This is a genomic window from Modestobacter sp. SYSU DS0290 (assembly GCF_054050955.1).
The window spans coordinates 73809-96930 of sequence record NZ_JBJHAI010000016.1 but is presented as its reverse complement, the minus strand read 5'-3'; the positions used below and the strand labels follow the sequence as shown (position 1 = coordinate 96930).

Annotated in this window: 21 protein-coding genes; 10 read left to right on the top strand and 11 right to left on the bottom strand. The window is 74.7% G+C overall.

Going from position 1 to position 23122, the window contains the following annotated elements; translation table 11 throughout:
- Window positions 1-70: 70 nt before the first annotated feature.
- A complete protein-coding gene (locus ACI795_RS14150; RefSeq protein WP_457076175.1) occupies window positions 71-610 on the bottom strand; it encodes a DinB family protein in 540 nt (179 codons plus the stop codon).
- 30 nt (window positions 611-640) lie between these two features.
- The gene (locus tag ACI795_RS14145) at window positions 641-1189 is read right to left on the bottom strand and encodes a DinB family protein (RefSeq protein WP_457076174.1); all 549 of its coding nucleotides are present in this window, start codon (window positions 1187-1189) and stop codon (window positions 641-643) included.
- A gap of 25 nt (window positions 1190-1214) precedes the next feature.
- Between ACI795_RS14145 and folP the strand changes: the two genes are divergently transcribed.
- The 6 genes from folP to ACI795_RS14115 all read left to right on the top strand — a co-directional run bounded on the left by folP (window position 1215) and on the right by ACI795_RS14115 (window position 7761).
- A complete protein-coding gene (gene folP / locus ACI795_RS14140) occupies window positions 1215-2075 on the top strand; it encodes a dihydropteroate synthase (RefSeq protein ID WP_457076173.1) in 861 nt (286 codons plus the stop codon).
- A gap of 124 nt (window positions 2076-2199) precedes the next feature.
- Window positions 2200-2628, top strand: a complete 429-nt coding sequence (locus ACI795_RS14135) for a PaaI family thioesterase (RefSeq protein WP_457076172.1) — start codon at window positions 2200-2202, stop codon at window positions 2626-2628.
- A gap of 84 nt (window positions 2629-2712) precedes the next feature.
- Complete coding sequence (locus tag ACI795_RS14130; protein ID WP_457076171.1) at window positions 2713-4308, top strand: 4-coumarate--CoA ligase family protein; 1596 nt, start codon at window positions 2713-2715, stop codon at window positions 4306-4308.
- A 226-nt stretch (window positions 4309-4534) separates the two neighbouring features.
- Window positions 4535-6004: an ABC transporter permease gene (locus ACI795_RS14125; RefSeq protein WP_457076170.1), complete on the top strand. Its 1470-nt coding sequence runs from the start codon at window positions 4535-4537 to the stop codon at window positions 6002-6004.
- A 29-nt stretch (window positions 6005-6033) separates the two neighbouring features.
- Window positions 6034-6723 carry an ABC transporter ATP-binding protein gene (locus ACI795_RS14120; protein WP_457076169.1) on the top strand — a complete coding sequence of 230 codons (690 nt, stop codon included), beginning with the start codon at window positions 6034-6036 and terminating at the stop codon, window positions 6721-6723.
- 45 nt (window positions 6724-6768) lie between these two features.
- Window positions 6769-7761 carry an NAD(P)H-quinone oxidoreductase gene (locus tag ACI795_RS14115; protein ID WP_457076168.1) on the top strand — a complete coding sequence of 331 codons (993 nt, stop codon included), beginning with the start codon at window positions 6769-6771 and terminating at the stop codon, window positions 7759-7761.
- A 6-nt stretch (window positions 7762-7767) separates the two neighbouring features.
- Here the strand turns inward: ACI795_RS14115 and ACI795_RS14110 are convergent, their stop codons facing one another.
- The 3 genes from ACI795_RS14110 to ACI795_RS14100 all read right to left on the bottom strand — a co-directional run bounded on the left by ACI795_RS14110 (window position 7768) and on the right by ACI795_RS14100 (window position 12279).
- On the bottom strand, window positions 7768-9831 hold the full coding sequence (locus ACI795_RS14110) for a SpoIIE family protein phosphatase (protein ID WP_457076167.1): 2064 nt from the start codon (window positions 9829-9831) through the stop codon (window positions 7768-7770).
- Window positions 9828-10991, bottom strand: coding sequence for an acyl-CoA dehydrogenase family protein (locus tag ACI795_RS14105; RefSeq protein ID WP_457076166.1), 1164 nt, complete (start codon window positions 10989-10991; stop codon window positions 9828-9830). Before ACI795_RS14105 ends, ACI795_RS14110 begins: the two co-directional genes overlap by 4 nt.
- A 70-nt stretch (window positions 10992-11061) precedes the next feature.
- The gene (locus tag ACI795_RS14100; protein ID WP_457076165.1) at window positions 11062-12279 is read right to left on the bottom strand and encodes a cysteine desulfurase-like protein; all 1218 of its coding nucleotides are present in this window, start codon (window positions 12277-12279) and stop codon (window positions 11062-11064) included.
- 87 nt (window positions 12280-12366) lie between these two features.
- Here ACI795_RS14100 and ACI795_RS14095 point away from each other — a divergent pair, with 87 nt between their 5' ends.
- Window positions 12367-12903, top strand: coding sequence for a bacterial proteasome activator family protein (locus tag ACI795_RS14095; protein WP_457076164.1), 537 nt, complete (start codon window positions 12367-12369; stop codon window positions 12901-12903).
- A 98-nt stretch (window positions 12904-13001) separates the two neighbouring features.
- On the opposite strand, the gene ACI795_RS14090 is transcribed toward ACI795_RS14095, so the two are convergent.
- The 5 genes from ACI795_RS14090 to serS all read right to left on the bottom strand — a co-directional run bounded on the left by ACI795_RS14090 (window position 13002) and on the right by serS (window position 19648).
- Window positions 13002-14570 (bottom strand): methyl-accepting chemotaxis protein, encoded by a 1569-nt coding sequence (locus ACI795_RS14090; RefSeq protein WP_457076163.1) that lies wholly within the window; start codon window positions 14568-14570, stop codon window positions 13002-13004.
- Window positions 14571-14806: 236 nt separating this feature from the next.
- Window positions 14807-16438 carry a methyl-accepting chemotaxis protein gene (locus tag ACI795_RS14085; RefSeq protein WP_457076162.1) on the bottom strand — a complete coding sequence of 544 codons (1632 nt, stop codon included), beginning with the start codon at window positions 16436-16438 and terminating at the stop codon, window positions 14807-14809.
- A gap of 159 nt (window positions 16439-16597) precedes the next feature.
- A complete protein-coding gene (locus tag ACI795_RS14080) occupies window positions 16598-17404 on the bottom strand; it encodes an HAD family hydrolase (RefSeq protein ID WP_457076161.1) in 807 nt (268 codons plus the stop codon).
- Window positions 17397-18350 carry an HAD family hydrolase gene (locus ACI795_RS14075; RefSeq protein WP_457076160.1) on the bottom strand — a complete coding sequence of 318 codons (954 nt, stop codon included), beginning with the start codon at window positions 18348-18350 and terminating at the stop codon, window positions 17397-17399. The genes ACI795_RS14080 and ACI795_RS14075 overlap by 8 nt, the downstream gene beginning before the upstream one ends.
- Window positions 18347-19648 (bottom strand): serine--tRNA ligase, encoded by a 1302-nt coding sequence (serS, locus tag ACI795_RS14070; RefSeq protein ID WP_457076159.1) that lies wholly within the window; start codon window positions 19646-19648, stop codon window positions 18347-18349. Before serS ends, ACI795_RS14075 begins: the two co-directional genes overlap by 4 nt.
- Before the next feature lie 96 nt (window positions 19649-19744).
- Here serS and ACI795_RS14065 point away from each other — a divergent pair, with 96 nt between their 5' ends.
- The 3 genes from ACI795_RS14065 to ACI795_RS14055 all read left to right on the top strand — a co-directional run bounded on the left by ACI795_RS14065 (window position 19745) and on the right by ACI795_RS14055 (window position 21955).
- Window positions 19745-21178, top strand: coding sequence for a GuaB1 family IMP dehydrogenase-related protein (locus tag ACI795_RS14065; protein WP_457076158.1), 1434 nt, complete (start codon window positions 19745-19747; stop codon window positions 21176-21178).
- Window positions 21175-21522: a metallopeptidase family protein gene (locus tag ACI795_RS14060; RefSeq protein ID WP_457076157.1), complete on the top strand. Its 348-nt coding sequence runs from the start codon at window positions 21175-21177 to the stop codon at window positions 21520-21522. Before ACI795_RS14065 ends, ACI795_RS14060 begins: the two co-directional genes overlap by 4 nt.
- A 94-nt stretch (window positions 21523-21616) precedes the next feature.
- The gene (locus ACI795_RS14055; protein ID WP_457076156.1) at window positions 21617-21955 is read left to right on the top strand and encodes a GroES family chaperonin; all 339 of its coding nucleotides are present in this window, start codon (window positions 21617-21619) and stop codon (window positions 21953-21955) included.
- 199 nt (window positions 21956-22154) lie between these two features.
- Here the strand turns inward: ACI795_RS14055 and pheA are convergent, their stop codons facing one another.
- Window positions 22155-23111 carry a prephenate dehydratase gene (pheA, locus tag ACI795_RS14050; RefSeq protein ID WP_457076155.1) on the bottom strand — a complete coding sequence of 319 codons (957 nt, stop codon included), beginning with the start codon at window positions 23109-23111 and terminating at the stop codon, window positions 22155-22157.
- Window positions 23112-23122 lie beyond the last annotated feature (11 nt).

The following is a 23122-nucleotide window of genomic DNA, read 5'->3' as shown; positions in this document are numbered from 1 at the left end:
GTGCGTGCTCCTGGCTCAGGGCAGGAGGTGAGCCAGGAGCACGCACGGTGAGCCAGGACGCCGGGGCACGTCAGTCGCCGGTGGCGCCGTCGATGCGCTCGCGGAGCAGGTCGGCGTGGCCGTTGTGCCGCGCGTACTCCTCGATCATGTGCAGGTACACCCAGCGCAGCGACACCCGCTCCCCATGGCGCAGCCCGGCGCTCAGCTCGTCCAGCGAGTGGTGCTGGGCGGCGACGGCGCGACTGGCCTCCAGCTCGGCGGTGAACGCGGCCAGCTCGGCGGGGACGGCGGTCACCGGGTCGTCGCCGTCGGCGCCCACCCCGTCGAAGTCGACCTCCCCGTCGGCCTCCCAGTAGATGGTTGGCGCCTCCCGGCCGGCGACCACGCGGGTGAACCAGTACCGCTCGACGTCCGTCAGGTGGCGCAGCAGGCCGCGCAGGCTCAGCCCCGACGGCGGCACCGAGCGCTCCCCCAGCTGCTCGGGAGTGAGGCCGGCGCACTTGTGCAGCAGCGTCGCGCGGTGGAACTCCAGCCAGGCCTCGACGGCGGCGCGCTCACCGTCCAGGAACGGCGGGTCGACGCGGCCGGGGGCGGGCGGGAACTCACTCACCCGGCACAGTCTGCCGGGCCGGCACGCGCCTCAGTCGCCGGTGGCGCCGTCGATGCGTTCGCGCAGCAGGTCGGCGTGGCCGTTGTGCCGGGCGTACTCCTCGATCATGTGCAGGTACACCCAGCGCAGCGACACCTGCTCGCCGCGGCGCAGGGTGCGCCCCACGCTCAGCGCGTCGAGCGACTCCCGGGCCGCGGCCACCTCCCGGCTCGCCTCGAGCGCGGCGGTGAACGCAGCGAGCTCCCCCGGAACGGCGGCCGCTGGGTCGTCGCCGTCCCGGCCCACCCCGTCGAAGTCGCCGTCCGGGTCGTCCGGGGAGCAGTAGAGGTCCTCGGCGTCCCGGCCGTCGATGACCCGCTGGAACCAGCTGCGCTCGACCTCGGTCATGTGCCGGAGCAGGCCGCGCAGGCTCAGGCTCGACGGCGGCACCGACCGCTCGCCGAGCTGCTCGGGGGTGAGGCCGGCGCACTTGCGCAGCAGCGTGGCGCGGTGGAACTCCAGCCAGGCGTCCAGGGCGGCGCGCTCGCCGTCCAGGTACGGCGGGTCGATGCGGTCGGGGGCGGGTGGGAACTCGATCACCCCGACAGTCTGCTGGGATGAGCTCGTGCTGCGCATCGGTGCCCTCGACGTGCCGGACGGCGGACTGGTCGTGATGGCGATCGTGAACCGCACCCCCGACTCCTTCTACGACCGCGGCTCGACCTACGAGCTGGACGCCGCCCTGGCCCGGGTCGAGCGGGTGGTGGCCGAGGGCGCGGACATGGTCGACGTCGGTGGGGTGAAGGCCGCGCCCGGCGAGGCGGTGTCCGCGGCGGAGGAGGTCCGGCGCACCGTCGACCTGGTCGCCGCGATCCGCGCCGCCCACCCGCAGCTGCCGATCTCCATCGACACCTGGCGCGCCGAGGTGGCCCGGGAGGCCCTGGCCGCGGGCGCCGACGTCGTCAACGACGCCTGGGGTGGGGTCGATCCGCAGCTCGCGCACGTCGCCGCCGCGGCCGGCGCCGGGATCGTCTGCACGCACGCGGGCGGACTGCCGCCGCGCACCCGGCCGCACCGGGTGGTCTACGACGACGTGCTGGCCGACGTCGTCGCGCGGACGACGGCGCTGGCCGAGGCGGCGGTTGCGGCGGGGGTGGACCCCGAGCGGGTGCTGGTCGACCCCGGGCACGACTTCGGCAAGAACACCCGGCACTCGCTGGAGGCCACCCGGCGGCTGGACGAGCTGGTGGCGACCGGGTGGCCGGTGCTGGTGGCGCTGTCGAACAAGGACTTCATCGGGGAGACCCTCGACGTCCCGGTCGACCAGCGGCTGACCGGCACGCTCGCGGCGACGGCGGTGAGCGCCTGGCTGGGCGCCCGGGTGTTCCGCGCGCACGACGTCGCCGCCACCCGGCAGGCCCTGGACATGGTCGCGTCGATCAAGGGCGACCGACCCCCGGTGCGCAGCATCCGCGGACTCGCCTGAGCGGCAGCAGCGCGGCGTCCTGGCTCACCGTGCGTGCTCCTGGCTCACCTCCTGCCGTGAGCCAGGAGCACGCATGATCAGGTGACCTGATCCCGGCGCCACCCAGGTGGATAGGTTCGCCGGCATGGCCGCCACCGGGTTCCACTCCGCCGCCGAGCTGAACGACCTGCTGCCGGGCACGCTGCCCGGGCTGCTCGGCATCGTCATCGACGACCACGAGCCGGGCCGGCTCGCCGCGCACCTCGACGTCCGGCCCGACCTGCTCGCGCCCAACGGCTACCTGCACGCGGCCAGCGTCGTCGCGCTGGCCGACACCGCCTGCGGGCTGGCCACCCGGGCGCTGCTGCCCGAGGGCGCCGGCGGGTTCACCACGATCGAGCTGAAGAGCAACCACCTGGGCACCGCGCGCGAGGGGCGGGTCGAGGTGGTCGCCACCAACGCGCACGCCGGGCGGACGACGCAGGTGTGGGACGCCGTGGTCACCGCGCCGGCCAGCGGGAAGACCCTCGCGCTGTTCCGCTGCACCCAGTCGGTGCTCTGGCCGCGGAGCTGACCGGTACCCACGGGTAACCCCGGGTGTGACGCGCGACACGCCCGGTGTGAGACTGGCGCCACACCCCGAGTCGAGGAGGACCCCGTGGCGCTGAGCAGTCGTTACCCGGACGTCGAGATCCCCGAGCTGTCCGTACCGGAGTTCGTGCTGGCCGGCACCGCCGAGCGCCGGGAGTCCCCGGCCCTGGTCGACGGCCTCTCCGGCGAGACGATCACCCACGGCGAGCTGACCTTCTACGTCCAGCGGATGGCCGCCGCGCTCGCCGCCCGCGGGCTGCGCAAGGGCGACGTCGTCGCCGTGTTCAGCCCGAACACCATCTGGTACCCGGTGGTCTTCCACGGCATCGCCGCGGCCGGCTGCGTCGTCTCCCCGATCAACGCGCTCTACACGCCCGACGAGATCGCCTTCCAGCTGAAGGACTCCGGCGCGAAGGTGCTGATCACCATCTCCGCGTTCCTGGACCGGGCGCAGGCCGCGGTGGCGCAGGCGCCGGTCGACGAGGTCGTGGTGATGGACGGCGCCGAGGGGCACGCCTCGCTGCGCGACCTGCTCACCACCGACGCCCCCGCCGTCGACGTGCAGATCGACCCGGCCACCGACCTGGTCACGCTGCCCTACTCCAGCGGCACGACCGGGCTGCCCAAGGGCGTCATGCTCACCCACCGCAACCTGGTGGCCAACGTGACCCAGTCGCGCCCGCTGGCCGGGGTCGAGGAGGGCAACGAACGGATCATCGCCGTCCTGCCGTTCTTCCACATCTACGGGCTGACGGTGCTGATGAACCAGGGCCTGCAGTGGGGCGGCACCGTGGTCACCCTGCCCCGGTTCGACCTCGAGCAGTTCCTGCGCGCGATCCAGGACCACCGGATCACCCGCGCGTTCGTCGCCCCGCCGATCGTGCTGGCGCTGGCCAAGCACCCGCTGGTCGACTCCTTCGACCTGTCCTCGCTGCGCAGCATCACCTCCGGCGCGGCGCCGCTGGACGAGTCGCTGGCCCAGGCCGCCCAGGACCGGCTGCGCAAGGGCGCGCCGGACGGGGTCAGCGTCGGGCAGGGCTACGGGATGACCGAGCTGTCCCCGGTCTCGCACACCACGCCCGAACCGGGGCTGGAGCCCGCGGGCGCCGGCCCCACCCCGAAGGGGACCGTGGGGTACGCGCTGCCCAACACCGAGTGCCGGCTGGTCGACCCGGCCACGGGCGAGGACTGCGCGCCCGGCGAGCGCGGTGAGCTGTGGGTGCGGGGCCCGCAGGTGATGGCCGGTTACCTGAACAACCCGCAGGCCACCGCCGACACCCTGGACGCCGAGGGCTGGCTGCACACCGGCGACGTCGCGATCGTCGACGAGCAGGGCCGCTACACCGTCGTCGACCGGGTCAAGGAGCTGATCAAGTACAAGGGCTACCAGGTCGCGCCGGCGGAGCTGGAGGCGGTGCTGCTGGGCCACCCGGAGGTCACCGACGCCGCGGTGATCGGCGTGCTGGACCGGGAGAGCGGCGACGAGCTGCCCAAGGCGTTCGTCGTCCGGGCGCCCGGCTCGGCGCTGAGCGAGGACGACGTCATGGCGTTCGTCGCCGACCGGGTGGCGCCGCACAAGAAGGTGCGCCTGGTGGAGTTCATCGAGCAGGTGCCCAAGTCGATGGCCGGCAAGATCCTGCGCAAGGAGCTCAAGGCGCGCTGACGCGGCTCCCCACCCCGGCGGGCAGCCCGGGGTGGGGGCGGAGGTGACACAGCCCACCCCCGGTCCCGCCCCTCACAGCGCAGCCCGCAGCGCGTGCACAGGTCTTCCTCAGGCCCGACCGGACGATGGCGTGCGGACCACATCCCGCACCCGTCGACCGCCCGGTCGGCGGGCATCACCCTGCCCGCCCCGGCTCCCACGAGCCGGCGGGAGCTGGAGGACGAGCATGCTGCTGACCTACGTGCGCCGCGAACTGAGAGGGCGGTTGCGGCAGACCGTCATCGTGGCCGTGGGCCTGGCCTTGGCCATCGCCCTCGTCCTCGTCGTCAACGCCGCCTCCGCGGGCGTCCGGAACGCCCAGGACGCCGTCCTGGAGTCCGTCTACGGCGTCGGCACCGACATCAAGGTCACCCAGGCCGCCGAGCCCGGAGCCGGCGGCGGCCGCGGGCAGTTCTCCTTCGGCGCCGACGACGGCACCACCAGCGACGACGGGTCGACCACCGTCGCCACCGACCAACTGACCATCGCCCGGGGCACCACGGCCATGAGCAGCGACGTCGTGAGCACCATCTCGGCCGCGGACGGCGTCTCCGACGTGACCGCCACCCTGGTGCTGACCGACCAGACCTTCAGCGGTGAGCTCCCCGACCCGGGCTCCACTCCGGCGGGCCCGCCGACCGGCGGTGGAGGGGGCGGCGGCGGCTTCGGCGGCGGCAACTTCGACGTCGACAGCTTCAGCGTCGAGGGCATCACCCCCGGCGCCACCGCGCTCGGCCCGCTGGCGGGCGCCGCCGTCGCCGACGGTCGCGGCTTCACCACCGCCGACGTGGGCGCGGACGTCGCGCTCATCTCGCAGAGCCACGCCGACAGCGCGGATCTGTCCGTCGGCAGCACGATCACCCTGACCGGGACCGCCGTCACCGTGGTGGGCATCCTGGCCAGCGACGACTCGGCCACCACGCTGTCCGACGTGTACCTGCCGATCGACGTGGCGCAGGAGCTGTCCGGGCTGACCGACCAGATCACCACCGTGTACGTGCAGGCCACCAGCGCGGACACCGTCGACACCGCCGCCGCCGCGATCACCGCCGCGCTGCCCGACGCCACCGTGACCACCCAGTCCGACCTGGCCGCCGGCGTCACCGGCTCGCTGTCCTCTGCGTCGTCGCTGGTGCAGAACCTGGGCAGGTGGCTGTCGATCGCGGTGCTGGCCGCCGCCTTCGGCCTCGCGGTGCTGTTCACCATCTCCGGCGTCACCCGCCGCACCCGCGACTTCGGCACCCTGAAGGCGCTGGGCTGGAGCAACGGCCGGATCGTCCGGCAGGTGGGCACCGAGTCCCTCGTGCAGGGCCTCATCGGCGGCGTCGCCGGCCTGGCCATCGGCGTCGGCGGGATCCTCGCCCTCAACGCGGCCGGGATCAGCCTGTCCGGCACGACCGGTGGCGGCACGGCGACGGCAGCGGCCGGAGGAGGGGCCGGGGGCCCCGGAGCCGGCGCGTTCGGCGGCAACATGCCCGGCGGGCTCGGCCAGGCGGCGAGCAGCACCGTCGAGACGGTCCTGCACGCGCCGATCGACGTGGCGTTCATCGCCACCGGGGTCGGCATCGCCCTGATCGGCGGCCTGCTCGCCGGGGTGATCGGTGGCTGGCGCGCTGCCCGCCTGCGCCCCGCCGCGGCCCTGCGCAGCCTCGACTGACCACCCCCGACAGACAGGAAGACACCGCCGTGTACACGCTCACCGACGTCAGCAAGACCTACCGGAACGGCAAGAAGGAGGTCGAGGCGCTCTCGCACGTCTCGCTGACCATCCCCGACGGGCAGATGGTCGCCATCCAGGGCCCCACCGGCGGCGGCAAGTCGACGCTGCTGCAGATGCTGGGGGCGCTCGACCGGCCCACCTCGGGCTCGGTGCTGCTCGGCACCGATGACCTGGCAGAGGTCTCCAACCAGCGGCTGACCCAGCTCCGGGCCCGGGAGATCGGCATCGTGTTCCAGGCGTTCAACCTCATCCCGACGCTCACCGCTCAGCAGAACGTGGAGACCGCGCTCGTCCCGCTCGGCGTGAAGGCGCGGGAGCGGGCCGAGCGGGCGGCCGCGGCGCTGGACTCCGTGGGTCTGGCCGAGCGCAGTGGCCACCTGCCGGCAGAGCTCTCCGGTGGTCAGCAGCAGCGCGTGGCGATCGCCCGGGCACTGGTCCGCCGGCCGAAGGTGCTGCTGGCCGACGAGCCCACCGGCAACCTGGACGAAGCCACCCGTGACGAGATCGTGGCGCTGCTGGAGCAGCTGTGGCGCGACCAGGGGCTGACGCTCATCATGGTCACCCACGACTCGTGGGTCGCGCGCCGCGCGCAACGGCGGCTGCGGATCGCCCGCGGCACGATCACCGACTCGGGGGTGCAGACCCCGGCCGCCTGACGCGGCGCGTGGTCCCGGGCCTGCCGCGCGCCTAGGGTCGGGGGCATGCGCGCGGTGACGATCAGCGAGCCCGGCGGCCCCGAGGTGCTCGGCTGGGGTGAGGTCCCCGACCCGGTGTGCGGGCCGGGTGAGGTCGTCGTCGACGTGGTCGCGGCCGCGGTCAACCGGGCCGACCTGATGCAGCGGCAGGGCTTCTACCCGCCCCCGCCGGGCGCAAGCGAGGTGCTGGGCCTGGAGTGCAGCGGCGTCGTCAGCGAGGTCGGGGACGGCGTCGAGGGCTGGTCGGTCGGCGACGAGGTCTGCGCGCTGCTGGCCGGCGGCGGGTACGCCGAGCGGGTCGCCGTCCCCGCCGGGCAGCTGCTGCCCCGGCCCGCGGGCGTCGAGCTCGCAAGCGCCGCCGCGCTGCCGGAGGTCACCTGCACGGTCTGGTCCAACGTCTTCCTGCTCGCCGGGCTGCGCGCCGGCGACGTCTTCCTGGTGCACGGCGGCTCCAGCGGCATCGGCACCATGGCGATCCAGCTCGCGGTGCGCGCCGGGGCCCGGGTGGCCACCACCGCCGGCAGCGAGCAGAAGCTCGCCGTCTGCCGGGAGCTGGGCGCCGACATCGTGGTCAACTACCGGGAGGAGGACTTCGTCGAGCGGGTGCGCGAGGCCACCGGGGGGCACGGCGCCGACGTCGTCCTGGACAACATGGGCGCCGCCTACCTGGCCCGCAACGTCGACGTCCTCGCCGACGGCGGCCGGCTGGTGGTCATCGGCATGCAGGGCGGTCGCAAGGCCGAGCTCGACCTGAGCCGGCTGCTCGCCAAGCGGGGCAGCGTGCACGCCACCGCGCTGCGCTCGCGGCCGGCCACCGGCCGCGGCGGCAAGGCGGAGATCGTCGCGGCGGTCCGGCACGAGGTGTGGCCCGACGTCGAGCGCGGCGTGGTGCGCCCGGTCATCGACCGCCGGCTGCCGATGTCCCGCGCCGCCGAGGCGCACGCCCTGCTGGAGGAGAGCACGCACATCGGCAAGGTGCTGCTGCTCCCCGACGCCTGAGCGGGCTCAGGGTTCCCCGGGGCGGTCACGCACCGCGGGCCGGACGGCGAGCATCGCGACGTCGTCTCCTCCCGGCTCGGGCACCATGCCGCTCAGCACCTGGTCGCAGAACGCGTCCAGGTCCGCGCCCGCGTGCTGCTCGACGGTGGCCACCAGCCGGTCCGTCCCCTCGTCCAGCGACTCCCCGCGGCGCTCGACCAGCCCGTCGGTGTAGAGCAGCAGCGTGGCGCCGGCCGGCAAGGTGGCCCACGCCGACGATCGCGGCGCAGCGGCATCCACCCCCAGCAGCAGGTCGGCCCTGCCGTCCCCCGAGGTGAGCAGGCGGGCCCGCCCCGAGGCGTCCAGCAGCACCGGCGGTGGGTGCCCGGCGTTGGACCACTGCAGCTCGAGCCCGCCAGCGCCCTCCCGGCCCGGCGTGCGCAGCTGGGCGACGACAGCCGTGGCGATCGTCGCGAGCTCCAGACCCTCGATCGCCTGGTCGACGCCGGTGAGCACCGAGCCGGGCGGGTCGGCGGTGCCGTGGCCGATGCCCCGCAGGACCCCGCGCAGCTGGCCCATCGCTGCCGCTGCACGCGTGTCGTGCCCCGCCACGTCCCCGATCACCACCATCAGGTCACCGTTGCGGCGGCGGAAGGCGTCGTACCAGTCACCCCCCACCTGCGCCTGCCGTCCGGCCGCGAGGTAGCGGACGGCGATGTCGGCGAAGGACGTGGCCGGCGGCGCCGTGAGCAGGCTCCGCTGCAGTTCGCTGGCGACGTGCCGCTGGCCGGCGTAGAGGAGCGCGTTGTCCAGCGCCACGCCGGCCCGGCGACCGACCTCCTCCGCGAGCGCGAGCTCCGGTGCCCCGAGGCGGTCCCGCCCGGGGGCGTCGACGAGCAGGATCGAGCCGAGGAACCGGTCCCGGCCGGTGATCGGGACGGCGACCGCGCTGCCCATGCCCAGCTGGGCGACGAGCGCGCGCAGTCCGGGGTCGGGGACCTGGCGGTCCAGCTCCTCCCGGGTGATCCGGGGCAGCAGGACCCGCTCCCCCGCCGCGGCCCGCCGGCTGGGCTGGGTGAAGCACTGGCGGGCCTCCTTCAGCTCCTCCGCCGCTCGGGCCACCGGGGCGAGCGCCGGGTCGCGGTGGCGCATGGCGACGTTGCGCAGCTGACCGTGCTCGTCGAGGACCTGGACGCTGATCCAGTCGGCCAACCCCGGGACGAGCACCTCCGCCAGCCGGGTCAGCGGCTCGCTGACGTCCAGCGGGCCCATCAGCGAGTCGGAGACGCGGGCCAGCAGCTGCACGTGGCCGGCCAGGCGGTCCCGGTCCCGCTCGGCCCGACGCTGGGCCGTCACGTCGGTGGCGAACACCAGCACCACCGACCGGCCGGCGTCGGTCTGGGTGGTCGCCGAGGTGAGCTCGAGCACCTTGCCCCCGAGGACCACGTGCGCCGGCCGGGAGCGGCCCGGGCGGGACAGGGTCGCCCGGGCACCGGGGGCGGCCTCGTCGATCGGGCGCCCCAGCACGGCCGGCCCGAGGCCGAGGAGGTCCTCGGCCTGGCGGTTCCAGCCCAGCAGCTCACCCGTCGGCTCGGCCACCAGGACCGGGATCGGCACGTGCTCCAGGAGAGCACCGACGGCCGTCGCCCCCGGCGCCCCCGGCCGGCCGGGCTCGGCCTGGTGCCGCGCGATCGCGGCCAGCACCCCGGCGTGCCGTCGCCGCTCCCGGCTGGCCTCGCTCAGCTCGCGCACCCGTGCGGGCAGGTCGGGGTCGTCCACCCCGGCCACCAGCAGGTCCACCGGCACCTCCGGCGCGAAGGCCGCCTGCCGGCGCACCGCGACCGGGTCCGTCGCCAGGACGACGACCGCGGCGCCCGGCGCCAGCCGGTGCGCGCGCTGGACCAGGGAGATCCCCGCTGCCGCGCGGGTGCCCACGACGACGAGGTCGACCGGCTCCCCGGCGGCGCCCAGGACCGCCTCGAGGTCGACGGCGGACACCTGCTCCAGACCGGGCACGCCCCCCAGCCGGTCCAGGTCCTGGGGCGTCCCGCCGACCAGCAGGCTGCGCCCGAGGGGACGCGCCGCGCTCACTCGCCCAGGAGCGGCAGGCCGAGCACCGCCCGGCCGGTCCAGGTGCGCAGGATGTCCGTCGTCGGGCTCATCACGTCCGCCGCCCGCGCGTCGCGCAGGTGCCGTTCCAGCGGGGAGCGGTCCCGGTAGCCGATGCCCCCGACCAGCGTCATCGCCTCGTTGGTCACCTGGACCGCGCACTGGGCGACCTCGGCCTTGGCCGCGGCGAGGCCGGGGAGGGCGTCCGGGCCACCGGCGTCCGCCTCCTCGGCGGCCCAGTGCACCAGCCGGCGGGTGCGCTGGACCTGGGCCCAGAGCTCGCCCAGCCGGTGCTGGAGCAGCGGCTCGGCCGCCAGCCGCCGGCCGGTGTGCGCGTGGGCCCGCCGGCCCAGGTGCGCCGCGGCCTCGTCCAGGGACGCCTGGGCGACCCCCAGGTAGGACCCGGCCATCGCCATCAGGAAGTAGGGGGCGACGACCTCGAAGACGTACCAGAGCTGGTCGCCCTCCGCCCCGAGGAGGTGGTCCGCGCCGAGACGCACCCCGGCCAGCCGCGCCCGCCGCGAGGAGTTGCCCCGCATGCCGATCCCGTCCCACCGGTCCGTCCAGCTGAGGCCCGGGGTGTCCCCGGGGACCAGCACGCAGGAGAACTGCCCCACCGGCGCACCGGGGTCGGCGGCGACCGTGCTGACCACGTACGAGTCGGCCTGGCCCCCGTTGGTCACGAACGACTTCTCGCCGTCCAGCCGGAGCTCCGCGCCGTCGCGCGTCATCCGCGTCTGCGGCAACCAGAAGTGCGCACCGGTGCCGGGCTCCGACAGGGCCAGCGTCGTCAGGTGCTCCCCGGCGACGATCGCGTCGAGGAACGCCTGGCGCTGCCGCGACGTCGGCTTGGCCGCGACCACCGCCGTCCCCACGCAGTGCATCCCGAAGCAGAGCGCCGTCGAGGCGCACACCCGGCCGAGTGCCTCGCAGACCGCGACGACCCCGCGCAGCCCCAGCCCGGACCCACCCAGTGGGCGGGCCGCGGCGAGGCCTCCGAGCCCGGCGGCCTGGAGAGCCCGCAGCGCCTCGGCGGGCCACACCCCCGAGTCGGTCCGGTCGACCAGCGGGCCGGCGACGCTGTCGGCCACCTCGGCGGCCCGCGCGGCGGCCTCCGCGACGCTCACCGGGGCCGCAGTCATGGCCAGAGCATAGGCAGGCCCGGCTCCGTCGGTGATCACGTGGGACACCTTCGGGCGCCGGGTCCGCTCCTCAGCGCAGGTCGTCGATGCACTCGACGAGCCGCTCGACCTCCTCGGCCGTGTTGTAGTGCATCAACCCGAGGCGGACGGCACCCCCGGCCTCGTTGACGCCGATCGCGTCGAACAGCTCGCGGGCGAAGAAGTCGCCGTCCCAGGCGCAGATCCCGCGGCGGGCCAGTTCACCGGCGGCCTGCCGCGGGCGCATGCCGGAGACGGTGAACGACAGCGTCGGGGTGCGCGGCCACGGCTCCCCGAGCACCTGCACGTGCGGCATCCGCCGCAGCGCGGTGTCCAGCCGGTCGAACAGCTCGCCCTCGTACCGGCCGACGGCGGCCATCGCGGTGACCAGCCGCTGGCGCCGCGTCCCGGTCGCCTCCGGGCACAGCGCGGCGAAGTGGTCGACGGCGGCCGCGACCCCGGCGTACAGCTCGAACGGCGGGGTGCCCGGCTCGAACCGGTCGGGCACCCGGTCCGACGCCGGCAGCAGCTTGTCCGGCCAGAGCTCCTCCCACAGGCCGGGGTGGGCGACGACGGCGCCCACGTGCGGACCGCACCACTTGTAGGCCGACACGGCGAGGAAGTCCGCGCCCTGCTGCTCGACGTCCAGCAGCAGGTGCGGGGCAGCGTGCGCGGCGTCGACGAAGACCAGCGCACCCACCTGGTGGGCGCGGCGGGTGATCGCGGCGACGTCCGGGCAGGTGCCGATGGCGTTGCTGGCCGCGGTGACCGCCACCAGGCGGGTGCGGTTGGTCAGCAGCTCGTCGTACTGCCAGTCCGGCAGCTCGCCGGTCTCGATGTCGACCTCGGCCCAGCGCACGACCATGCCCACCTGCTCGGCCACCTGCAGCCACGGGCGGACGTTGGCGTCGTGGTCCAGCCGGCTCACCACCAGCTCGTCCCCGGCCCGCCAGTGCTTGGCCAGGGCCCGGGCCACGGCGTAGGTCAGCGAGGTCACGTTCGGGCCCAGCACCACCCCGGCCGGCAGGCCGCCCACCAGGTCGGCGACGGCCGACCGCGCCCCGGAGACCAGTTGCTCGGCGCGCGCCGAGGAGGGGAACACCCCACCGCGGTTGGCGATCGGCACCCGCATCGCCTGGGAGACCGCGCGGACGACGCTCTCCGGCACCAGCGTGCCGCCCGGCCCGTCGGCGTGCACGAAGCCGTCGGACAGGCCCGGGAACAGGCCCCGGACGCGGGCGACGTCCAGCCGCCCGGCACCCGAAGACATGCCCGGAGCCTATGCGGGCGGAGGTGGCGGCGGTCACCTCGGGCGGCCCCGGGCACACGCCGCGCGGACGCGGGGCAGGATGGGGGCATGACTGCTCCTGGCACCGGTGAGCCCCACCCCCAGCAGGTCCTCGTCGTGGGTCCCGACGGTCAGCCGGTCGGCGCGATGGCGATGCCGCAGGACGGCGACGACGGCGCAACCGGCGTCGGCGACCTGGTCGAGCAGCCGGCCAAGGTGATGCGGATCGGCACGATGATCAAGCAGCTGCTCGAGGAGGTCCGGGCCGCGCCCCTGGACGACGCCAGCCGCAACCGGCTGCGCGACATCCACGCCTCCTCCATCCGCGAACTCGAGCAGGGCCTCGCGCCCGAGCTGCGGGAGGAGCTGGAGCGGATCACGCTGCCCTTCACCGAGGGCGAGACCCCCTCCGACGCCGAGCTGCGGATCGCCCAGGCCCAGCTGGTCGGCTGGCTGGAGGGCGTCTTCCACGGCATCCAGACCGCGCTGTTCGCCCAGCAGATGGCCGCCCGCGCACAGCTGGAGGAGATGCGCCGCAAGGCGCTCCCCGGCGGCGCCGGGGAGCGCGGTCCCGAGCCCCGGCACGGCGGCGGGCAGTACCTCTGACATCGCTGCCCTGCCGGGCAGCACCGCGGCCAGGAGCCGTACCCGGCCGGCGTTGAGCCGTCGCCCCAGCTCTCGCCGTCCGGGTACGGCCGTCCTGCCTACAGGATGAAGCGGCGGACGGCGGACTGGAGCTCGTCGCTCATCCGGGAGAGCTCGGCCGCCGACCGCTGGGTCTCGTCGACCCGCTGGTTGGTCTCCGCGGTGCCCGCGGCCAGCCCGCTGATCGCCGAGGCGATGCTCTGCGAGGACGACGCCGCCTCGAGCACGTTGCGGTTCATCTCGTTCGTGGTCGCCGTCTGCTCCTCCACCGCCGCGGCGATGGTGGCCTGGAAGTCGTTGATCTGCGCGATCACCGCGCCGATCTCGCCGATCGCCCCGACCGCGCCCGCGGTGTCGGCCTGGATGGCCTCCACGCGGCGGGCGATGTCCTCGGTGGCCCGCGCGGTCTCCTGCGCCAGCTCCTTGACCTCGGTGGCCACGACGGCGAAGCCCTTGCCCAGCTCCCCCGCCCGAGCGGCCTCGATCGTGGCGTTGAGCGCCAGCAGGTTGGTCTGCTCCGCGATCCCGGTGATCACCTTGATCACGTTGCCGATCTCCTGGGAGGAGTCGCCCAGCTTGCCGACCATCCGGTTGGTCTCCTCGGCGACCCCGACCGCCTGGTTGGCCACCCGGGACGCCTCGCTGGCGTTCTGGCTGATCTCCCGGATCGCCGCCTCCATCTGCTGCGAGCCGGTCGACACGGTGTCGACGCTGGTGGCCACCTCGCCGGCCGCGCCGACCACGACGTCGGCCTGACCGGCCGCGGTGCGGGCGTTCTCCGCCATCGCACCGGCGCTGGCGTTCAGCTGCTGGGAGGCAGCAGCCAGCTGCCCGGCCGAGTCGCTCACCAGTCGCAGCACGCCGCCCAGGGAGTCCAGGGTGCGGTCCAGCGACGCGGCGACCTCACCGATCTCCGCACCGCCGGTCTCCCCGGCACGAACGCTGAGGTCGCCGGCGGCGACCCGGTCCAGGACCTCGCGGACCCGCTGCACCGGTCGCATCACCGAGCGGACCACCAGCAGCGCCAGCGCGAAGGAGACGACCAGGCCGACCCCGACGATCAGCAGGGTGAGGGTGCGCGCGGAGGTGTAGGCCGCCCGCGCCTCCGCGGCGGTCGCCTTGGCGGCGGCGGCCTGGGTGTCGGCGGCGGCGGTGATCGACTCGGAGATCCCGCTCTCCTGCTCGTTCATCTGCCCGATGAGGGCCAGGGTCTCCTGCGGCGTCCGGGTCCCCTGGCCGCCGCTCAGCTGCTGGAGGAGCGCCAGGTACTGCTGGGTCCCCGCGGCGAAGCCCTCGAACGCGGTCCGCGCATCCGCGGCCAGCGGCAGGTCCGTGGTCGTCTCGGTGTGCTCCTGCAGGGCCTGCAGGTTCTCCCGGGACGCCTCCGCGAAGGCGGCCAGCGTCGCAGGGGGCAGGCCGGCCACGCTGGCCCGCGCGTTGTTCGCGGAGAACTGCCACCAGTCGGCCTGCAGCTGGCGCAGCGCGTCGAGCGGCACGGCGCCCTCGGCGTAGACCTGCTCGGCCTTGTCGCTGAGCACCGACATCCGCTGGACGCCGAACAGGCCGACCGACACGGTGGCCAGGGCCACCAGCGCCAGGGCCACGACCAGCCGTCCCCGCAGGCCCACGCGAGCAGCGAGCTGCCCGCCTCCTCGTGCACCATCCCCGGAAACCGGGGTCCCCACCGCAGCCATGTCCTGCCCTCTCCGCCTGCGGGGACCGTCCCGGCCCGCGCTCTCACACCCCCTATCGGCAGGTCACGGGATCGATTGAGCACAACGGATCGCGATGGTCCGGATCTCCCCCCCAAACGGAGGAGGGCCCGCCCGGCACGCGCCGGACGGGCCCCCTCCGTCGGGGTCGGCTACACGGTGAAGCGGTTGACGGCGGCCTGCAGCTCGCTGCTCATCCGGGACAGCTCCTCCGCCGAGCGCTGGGCCTCCTCGACCCGCTGGTTGGTCTCCGCCGTCCCCGCGGCCAGCCCGCTGATCGCCGAGGCGATGCCCTGCGACGACGAGGCCGCCTCGGACACGTTGCGGTTCATCTCGTTGGTCGTGGCGGTCTGCTCCTCCACGGCCGCGGCGATGGTCGCCTGGAAGTCGTTGATCTGGGCGATGACCGAGGAGATCTCGCCGATCGCGTCCACGGCGCCGGCGGTGTCGGCCTGGATGGCGTCCACCCGGCGGGCGATGTCCTCGGTGGCCCGCGCGGTCTCCTGGGCCAGCTCCTTGACCTCGTTGGCAACGACGGCGAAGCCCTTGCCTGCCTCACCGGCCCGCGCCGCCTCGATCGTGGCGTTCAGCGCCAGCAGGTTCGTCTGCTCCGCGATCGAGGTGATCGTCTTCACCACGTTGCCGATCTCCTGCGAGGAGTCACCCAGCTTCCCGACCGTGCGCGTCGTCGTCTCCGCCACGCTCACCGCCTGGTTCGCCACCCGCGACGCCTCGCTGGCGTTCTGGCTGATCTCCCGGATCGCCGCCTCCATCTGCTGCGAACCCGTCGACACCGTGTCCACGCTGGACGCGACCTCACCGGCGTTGGCCACCACCACGTCGGCCTGACCCGCCGCCGTCCGCGCGTTCGCCGACATCGCCTCAGCGCCCGCCGTCAGCTGCTGCGACGCCGCACCCAGCCGACCGGCCGAGTCACTCACCAGCGTGAGCACACCACCGAGGGAGTCCAGCGTCTGGTCCAGCGAACGGGCGACGTCGCCCAGCTCGGCACCGCCGACGTCCCCGGCGCGCACCCGCAGGTCGCCGGCGGCGACCTGCTCGAGGGTCTCCCGGATCCGCTGAACCGGGCGGGTGACGCTGCGCGCCATCAGCACGGCGAGGGCGACGGAGACGACCAGGCCGATCACGACGCCGATGATCGTGAGGGTGCGGGCGCCGGCGTAGGCGTCGCGGGCCTCCTGCACGGTGGCCGAGGTGACGGCGATCTGCGCGTCGCTGGCCGCGGTGAGCGCGTCGACGGCGTTGGTCTCCGCCTCGACCAGCGTGGGCAGCACCGAGAGCGGGTCACCACCGGCGGCGGCGATCTCGCCCATCTGGACGCTGGTGTCGTCGTAGAGCTGGATCGCGGCCTGAAAGTCCTGGAAGGCGCTCTCCGTGGCCGGGCCGAGGTCGACCTCGGTCAGGTCGGCACGCAGCTCGTCCAGCGTCTCGCGGATGGCGACCGTCTGCTCCTGCAGGCCGGCCACGAGGTCCGGCGCGAGGCCCGGGCTCATGCCCCGGGAGACCGTCGCCTGGTACTGCCAGTAGCTGGAGCGCAGCAGCAGGATGTCGCGCAGCGGGACCGCACCCTCGGTGTACACGTCCTCGGCCTGCTCGCTGAGCTCGCTCATGCGCGTCACGCCGAGCGTGCCGACGGCGAGCGTGGCCAGGGCGACCAGCAGGAAGGCCGCGAGCAGCCGGGCGCGCAGGCCCGTGCGCTGGACGAGACCCGGACGTCGGTCCGGGTCGGTGGGCGTGGCCTGGTGGGCCCGAGTGTCGGTCATGGCGTCCCTCTCCTGCGATGGACGCACCCTGGGCGCCCTTGTCAGCCGGAGATCGGCAGCGCACGACCGGTTCTGGAGCACAGCGCAGATGCGAAACCAGGAAGTCCGCTGGATCGGGTGACATCGTTCCCACGACGGGCCGGCGCGGCCGACCCGACCTCAGCTGCGCAGCGTGGCCAGGAAGGCCGCCACCCCGTCCGCGTCGTTGGCCACCGTGACGTCGGTGGCCACGGCGAGGACGTCGGGGTGCGCGTGGGCCATCGCCACCGCCCGGCCGCCGCCGTCCCGCACCCACTCGAAGGCGGCGATGTCGTTGGGCATGTCACCGAAGTAGACGACGTCGGCCGGCGTGAGCCCCCGCTCGGCGGACAGCCGGGCGAGTCCGGTCGCCTTCGTCACGCCGGGCGCCGAGATCTCCGCCATCGCGTCGGAGGAGGAGGTGGTGACGGTGGCGGTGTCCCCCACGACCTCGGCGACCAGCGCGACGAACTCGTCGCGGGACAGTCGCTCGTGCCGGGCGAGCAGCTTGGCCACCGGCTGGGCGACCATCTCCTCCAGCGTCGCCTCCGCGACGCCCGGCGCGTCCTTGTCCCAGCGTGGCCGGTAGATCGGCTCGTGCCGGAACTGGTCGCCGTACTCGACGGCGAACCAGGTGTCGGGCTGGCGCGCACGGAGCTGCCGGGTGATCTCCCGCAGCGCCTCGGGCTGCACGGGGTGCTCCTCGAGCACGACGAAGTCGGTGAGGTCGAGCAGCACGGCGCCGTTGCAGCAGATCGCCGTCCCCCCGCCCAGCCGGTCGCGCACCCCGAGCATCCAGCGCGGCGGCCGCCCGGTGGCGAGCACCAGCGGCACGCCCTCGGCATCCCACCAGCGCAGCTCGGCCAGCGTCGCGTCGCTGATCGTCTCGTCGCTGCGCAGCAGCGTGCCGTCCAGGTCGCTGACGATCAGCCGCGGCCGGTCAGCCACCGGTTCCCTCCAACTGCAGCAGGGTCTCCAGGTACTGCGCCACGCCGTCGGCCTCGTGGCCGCTGGTCCGGTCACCGGCGGCAGCCCGGACGGCGGGGTGGGCGTTGGCGACGGCGACCGCCCGGCCACCGCCGACCTGCACCGCCTCGATCATCGGCAGGTCGTTGGGCATGTCGCCGAAGACGAGCACGTCGCCGAAGCCCAGACCCAGGTCGCCCAGCACGACCGCCAACCCCGTTGCCTTGGTCACCCCGGGTGGCAGCACCTCGATGAAGCCCAGGCCGGCGTGGGTGAGCTCGGCCACCGAGGGGTCGACGACGGTGCGGGCCAGCTCGACCAGCTGGTCCTCGCCCAGGTGGGGGGAGCGCAGGAAGACCTTCAGCACCGCGCCGACCGGCAGCACCTGGTGCCGCGGCAGCAGGTGCGCGGGCTCGGGGTAGGGCCAGTCGAAGCCGTGCTGCACCCGCAGCGGCGCCATCGCCTCGGCCTGCTCGGCGGCGTCCTCGACCGCGACGATCAGCTCACCGGCGACGCCCTCGATCGCGGCGATGACCTCGGTGGCCACCTCACGGGTCATGCCGACCGTGCGAAGGACCTCGTCGGGCGCGCCGTCGGAGCCGAACCGGACCACGTAGCCGCCCTGGGCGAGGACCGCGATCCCCTGCCCGGCGAGGGCGGCGCGCACGCTCTCCAGCAGCCGCGGCCCCCGGCCGGTGGCGCCGACCACCGGGAGCCCGGCGGCCCGGCAGGCGGCGATGGCCGCCGCGGTGCGCGGGCTGACCTCGCCGTGCGCACCCAGCAGGGTGCCGTCCAGGTCGCTGACCACCAGGCGCGGGCGCCACCCACCCAGGCGCGCACCCAGGTCCCCGAGGTCGACCACCTCCCGGGCGGCCGCCGCGGCCGCGGGCGCGGTCAGCCCGCCGCCGTCGGGCCGGCCACCGCTCATGCGGCGGGGCCAGGGGCGACCGCCGTCAGCGCCATGCCGGGGGCGAGCACCGCGTGCCCGCCCAGCCACGGGCGCAGCGCCGCCGGCACGTGCACCGAGCCGTCGGCGCGCTGGTGCACCTCCAGCAGGCAGGCGATGGTGCGGGCGATCGCGCAGAGCGTGCCGTTGAGCGTCGCCGCGGGCTGCGGCCGGCCGTCGGCGTCCCGGTGCCGGATCTGCAGTCGGCGGGCCTGGAAGGTGGTGCAGTCCGAGGTGCTGGTCAGCTCCCGGTAGGTGCCCTGGCTGGGGAACCACGCCTCGATGTCGAACTTGCGGGCGGCGCTGGTGCCCAGGTCGCCGGCGGCGATGTCGACCACCCGGTAGGGCAGCTCCAGGGCCTGGAGGAACTCCTCCTCCCACTGCAGCAGCCGGCGGTGCTCGGCGGCGGCCTCCTCGGGCGCGCAGAAGCTGAACATCTCGACCTTGTCGAACCAGTGCACCCGGATGATGCCGCGGGTGTCCTTGCCGTAGGAGCCGGCCTCCCGGCGGAAGCAGGAGGACCAGCCCGCGTACCGCTTCGGGCCCGCGGAGAGGTCGAGCACCTCCTTGCTGTGCATGCCGGCCAGCGCGACCTCCGAGGTGCCGACCAGGTACAGGTCGTCGCGCTCGACCCGGTAGACCTCCTCGTCGTGCTCGCCGAGGAAACCGGTGCCCTCCATCGCCTCGGGCTTGACCAGCGCGGGGGCGACGACCGGGGTGAACCCGGCGGCGACGGCGCGGGTGATCGCCAGCTGGGCGAGGGCGAACTCCAGCAGCGCGCCCGGGCCGGTGAGGAAGTAGAAGCGGGCGCCGGAGACCTTGGCGCCGCGCTCCATGTCGATGGCGCCGAGGGCCTCCCCGATCTGCAGGTGGTCACGCACCTCGAAGTCGTAGGTCGGCACCTCGCCGACGGTCCGGATCTCCACCGCGTCGTCCTCGCCGCCGGGCGGGACGTCGTCGTGCACCAGGTTCGGGATGCGCAGGTGCAGCTCGTGCAGCGCGGCGTCCGCGGTGCGCTCGGCCTCCTCGGCCTCCTTCACCTGCGCGGCCAGCGCCTTCGCCCGCTCCAGGACGGCGGGGCGCTCCTCCTTGGAGGCGCCGCGGACCGCCTGCGACGCGGCCTTCTGCTCCGCGCGCAGGTCGTCGGCGGCCTTCACGGCGGCGCGCCGGTCGGCATCGGCGGCCAGCAGCCGGTCGACGAGGGACTCGTCGGCGCCCCGGGCGCGCTGGCTGGCCTTGACCCGCTCGGGGTCCTCACGCACGAGTCGCAGGTCGATCACACCGCTGATCGTAGGTGCCGGGTCCTGGCGCCACCGCACGGTTGCGGCCGCGCCGGACACGGGACGCCGCACCCCGAGGTGCGGGACACTGGGGTCATGCGCTTCCTCGGCGACCGCCGCCCGGACCACGACCTGACCTACAGCGACGTCTTCATGGTGCCGGCGCACTCCACGGTCGGTTCCCGCCTCGAGGTCGACCTGACCACCCCGGACGGGGTCGGCACGACCATCCCGCTCGTCGTCGCCAACATGACGGCGATCTCCGGCCGGCGGATGGCCGAGACCGTGGCCCGCCGCGGTGGCCTGGCGGTCCTGCCGCAGGACATCCCGATCGACGTCGTCGGCGAGGTCGTCTCCTGGGTCAAGGCCCGGCACACCGTCTACGACACCCCGATCACCCTGTCCCCCACCTCCACGGTGGCCGAGGCGCTCTCGCTGATGGGCAAGCGGGCGCACGGCGTCGTCGTGGTCGTGCAGGGCGGGCGGCCGGTCGGCGTCGTCACCGACGGCGCCTGCCAGGGCGTCGACCGGTTCACCCAGCTGTCGCAGGTGATGACCCCCGAGCCGCTGACCATCCCCGCCGGCACCGACCTGCCCAAGGTCTTCGACGTGCTCTCCGCCGAGCGGATCAGCGCCGCCCCGGTCGTCGACGGCGACCAGCTGGTCGGCCTGATCACCCGCAAGGGCGCCCTGCGCTCGGCCATCTACGCCCCGGCGCTCGACGCCGACGGCCGGTTGCTCACCTCCGCCGCCGTCGGCATCAACGGCGACGTCGCGGGCAAGGCCGAGGCGCTGCTCGCGCACGGGGTGGACGTGCTCGTCGTGGACACCGCCCACGGCCACCAGGAGAAGGCGGTCGAGGCGGTGCGCGCCGTCCGCGCCGTCGCCGGCACGACCCCGGTGGTCGCCGGCAACGTGGTGACCGCCGAGGGCACCCGTGAGCTGGTCCAGGCCGGGGCCGACGTCGTCAAGGTCGGCGTGGGGCCCGGCGCCATGTGCACCACCCGGATGATGACCGGCGTCGGCCGCCCGCAGTTCTCCGCCGTCGAGGAGTGCGCGGCCGCGGCACGGGCGCTGGGCAAGCACGTCTGGGCCGACGGCGGGGTGCGCCACCCCCGGGACATCGCGCTGGCGCTGGCCGCGGGTGCGGCGAACGTGATGATCGGCTCCTGGTTCGCCGGCACCTACGAGAGCGCGGGCGACCTCTACGACGACGGCACCGGCCGCCGCTACAAGGAGAGCTTCGGCATGGCGTCGGCGCGGGCGGTGAAGGCCCGCACCGCCACGCAGAGCGGCTTCGACCGGGCCCGGGCCGGGCTGTTCGAGGAGGGCATCAGCTCCTCCCGGATGTACCTGGACCCGGCCCGCCCCGGCGTCGAGGACCTCATCGACCAGATCGTCGCCGGCGTCCGCTCCTCGGCCACCTACGCCGGCGCGCGCACCGTGGACGAGCTGCACGAGCGGGCCGTGCTGGGCGTGCAGAGCGCGGCCGGCTACGAGGAGGGGCGCCCGCAGCCCACCAGCTGGTGACGCCGCTGCCGCTCGAGCGGTTCGAGGAGCTGGTCGCCGACGCACTGGACCAGGTGCCCGCCGAGCTGATGGCGCTGCTGGACAACGTCGTCGTCCTGGTCGAGGACCGCAACCCCGACGAGCCGGACCTGCTCGGGCTCTACGAGGGGTACGCGCTCACCGAGCGCGGCTGGGACTACGGCGGGGCACTGCCGGACCGGATCATGATCTACCGGCTGGCGATCTGCGACGTCTGCGAGGACGAGGAGCAGGTCGTCGAGGAGGTCACGATCACCGTCGTGCACGAGATCGCGCACCACTTCGGCATCGAGGAGGAGCGCCTGCACGCCCTCGGCTGGGGCTGAGGGAGGACCCCGTCCCCCGAACGCCTCGCACGCTCGGCGCGAGCCTCCGGGCAGGGCCGTTCCAGCGCGTCGCCTGCGGGTAGCGTTGTCCGACGTGCCCGAGGACGCCGACCGCACCGCCCCCCGCCTGCCGATCCAGATGCTGCACGACCGGCTGCTGGTCGCCCTCCGCAAGGAGGACGGCGACCGGCGCTCCACCGGCGGCATCCTGATCCCGGCCACCGCCCAGGTCGCCAAGCGGCTGGTGTGGGGCGAGGCCAAGGGCATCGGCCCCAACGTCCGGCAGATCAAGGTCGGCGACCAGGTGCTCTTCTCCCCCGAGGACCAGCACGAGGTCGAGGTGCACGGCGAGGACCTGATCATCCTGCGCGAGCGCGACGTGCACGCCGTCGCCGCTGCCCGGATCGACGAGAACACCGGTCTCTACCTGTAGCGGCAGGGCAGGCGGGCGCGGCGACCACCTCGGCGCTGCACTCCAGCGCAGGCGCCGGGCCGCACGCCCGGCGGGTACGACGACGGGCGCACCACGGCGGACGAGACGGAACGGTCCGGTTCCAAGGGGTGTGCAGCGCGTCCCTGAGCGCGCACACTGGGCGATCATGACGGCCGCGGTGAGTGCCCGGGGGGCGGGCTCACCCCTGCCCGGCGGTCCCGTTGCGCACCCGGGCCAGCCACTCCTCGGCAGCGGCGAACGCCGCGTCCGACACCCGTTGCTCCACCGGCTTGCCGGGCTGGCTGTCCGCGCGCGGGTACGAGCCCAGGAACCGCACCTCCTCGGCCTGCCGGTGCAGCGCGGCCAGCGCGTCGCCCACCCGGTGGTCGGCGACGTGCCCCTCGCAGTCGATGGAGAAGGAGTAGACGCCCAGCCGCTCGCGGGTGGGCCGGGACTCGATCCGGGTGAGGCTGATCCCCCGTACGGCGAACTCGGCCAGCAGGTCCAGCAGCGCACCGGTGCGGTCGGCCACCACGGCGGTGACCGTGGTCTTGTCCGCCCCGGTGGACGGCGGCAGCGCCCCCGGCCGCTCGACCAGCACGAACCGGGTGACCGCACCGGGGTGGTCGGCGACGTCGGTGGCCAGCGGCACCAGCCCGTACCGCTGGGCGGCGATCGCCGCGCAGACCGCGGCGTCGAACTCGCCGCCGGCGACCCGGCGGGCGGCGTCGGCGGTCGACCCGGCCGGGACGACGTCGGCCCCGGGCACCAGCTCGGCGATCCGGGCCCGGCACTGGGCGAGCGCGTGCGGGTGGCTGGCCACCGACCGCACCGCGGCGGCGTCGGTCCCCGGGCGCACCGCCAGCACGAAGGCCACCGGCAGGAACACCTCGCGGGTGATCACCAGCGGCGCCCCGTCGACCAGCCCGTCCATGGTGGCCGGCACCGAGCCCTCGACCGAGTTCTCCAGCGGCACCAGGGCCGCGTCGCGCTCCCCGGCGCGCACCGCGGCGAGCGCGGCGGCGACGCTGGGGGCGGGGCGGGCCGGCACGTCTGCGCCGGAGGTCAGCACGGCGAGGGCGGCCTCGGCGAAGGTACCCTCGGGTCCCAGATAGGCGAACCTCGTCGGCGCTGTGCGGGAGTCTGCGCGCGGCATCCGGTGAGGGT

Bases quoted from the DNA above. Each gene is read 5' to 3' on its own strand.
- ACI795_RS14135 (WP_457076172.1), top strand. From the start codon at position 2,200: ATGGCCGCCACCGGGTTCCACTCCGCCGCCGAGCTGAACGACCTGCTG.
- ACI795_RS14125 (WP_457076170.1), top strand. From the start codon at position 4,535: ATGCTGCTGACCTACGTGCGCCGCGAACTGAGAGGGCGGTTGCGGCAG.
- ACI795_RS14115 (WP_457076168.1), top strand. From the start codon at position 6,769: ATGCGCGCGGTGACGATCAGCGAGCCCGGCGGCCCCGAGGTGCTCGGC.
- ACI795_RS14105 (WP_457076166.1), bottom strand. From the start codon at position 10,991: ATGACTGCGGCCCCGGTGAGCGTCGCGGAGGCCGCCGCGCGGGCCGCC.
- ACI795_RS14100 (WP_457076165.1), bottom strand. From the start codon at position 12,279: ATGTCTTCGGGTGCCGGGCGGCTGGACGTCGCCCGCGTCCGGGGCCTG.
- ACI795_RS14095 (WP_457076164.1), top strand. From the start codon at position 12,367: ATGACTGCTCCTGGCACCGGTGAGCCCCACCCCCAGCAGGTCCTCGTC.
- ACI795_RS14085 (WP_457076162.1), bottom strand. From the start codon at position 16,438: ATGACCGACACTCGGGCCCACCAGGCCACGCCCACCGACCCGGACCGA.
- ACI795_RS14075 (WP_457076160.1), bottom strand. From the start codon at position 18,350: ATGAGCGGTGGCCGGCCCGACGGCGGCGGGCTGACCGCGCCCGCGGCC.
- ACI795_RS14065 (WP_457076158.1), top strand. From the start codon at position 19,745: ATGCGCTTCCTCGGCGACCGCCGCCCGGACCACGACCTGACCTACAGC.
- pheA (WP_457076155.1), bottom strand. From the start codon at position 23,111: ATGCCGCGCGCAGACTCCCGCACAGCGCCGACGAGGTTCGCCTATCTG.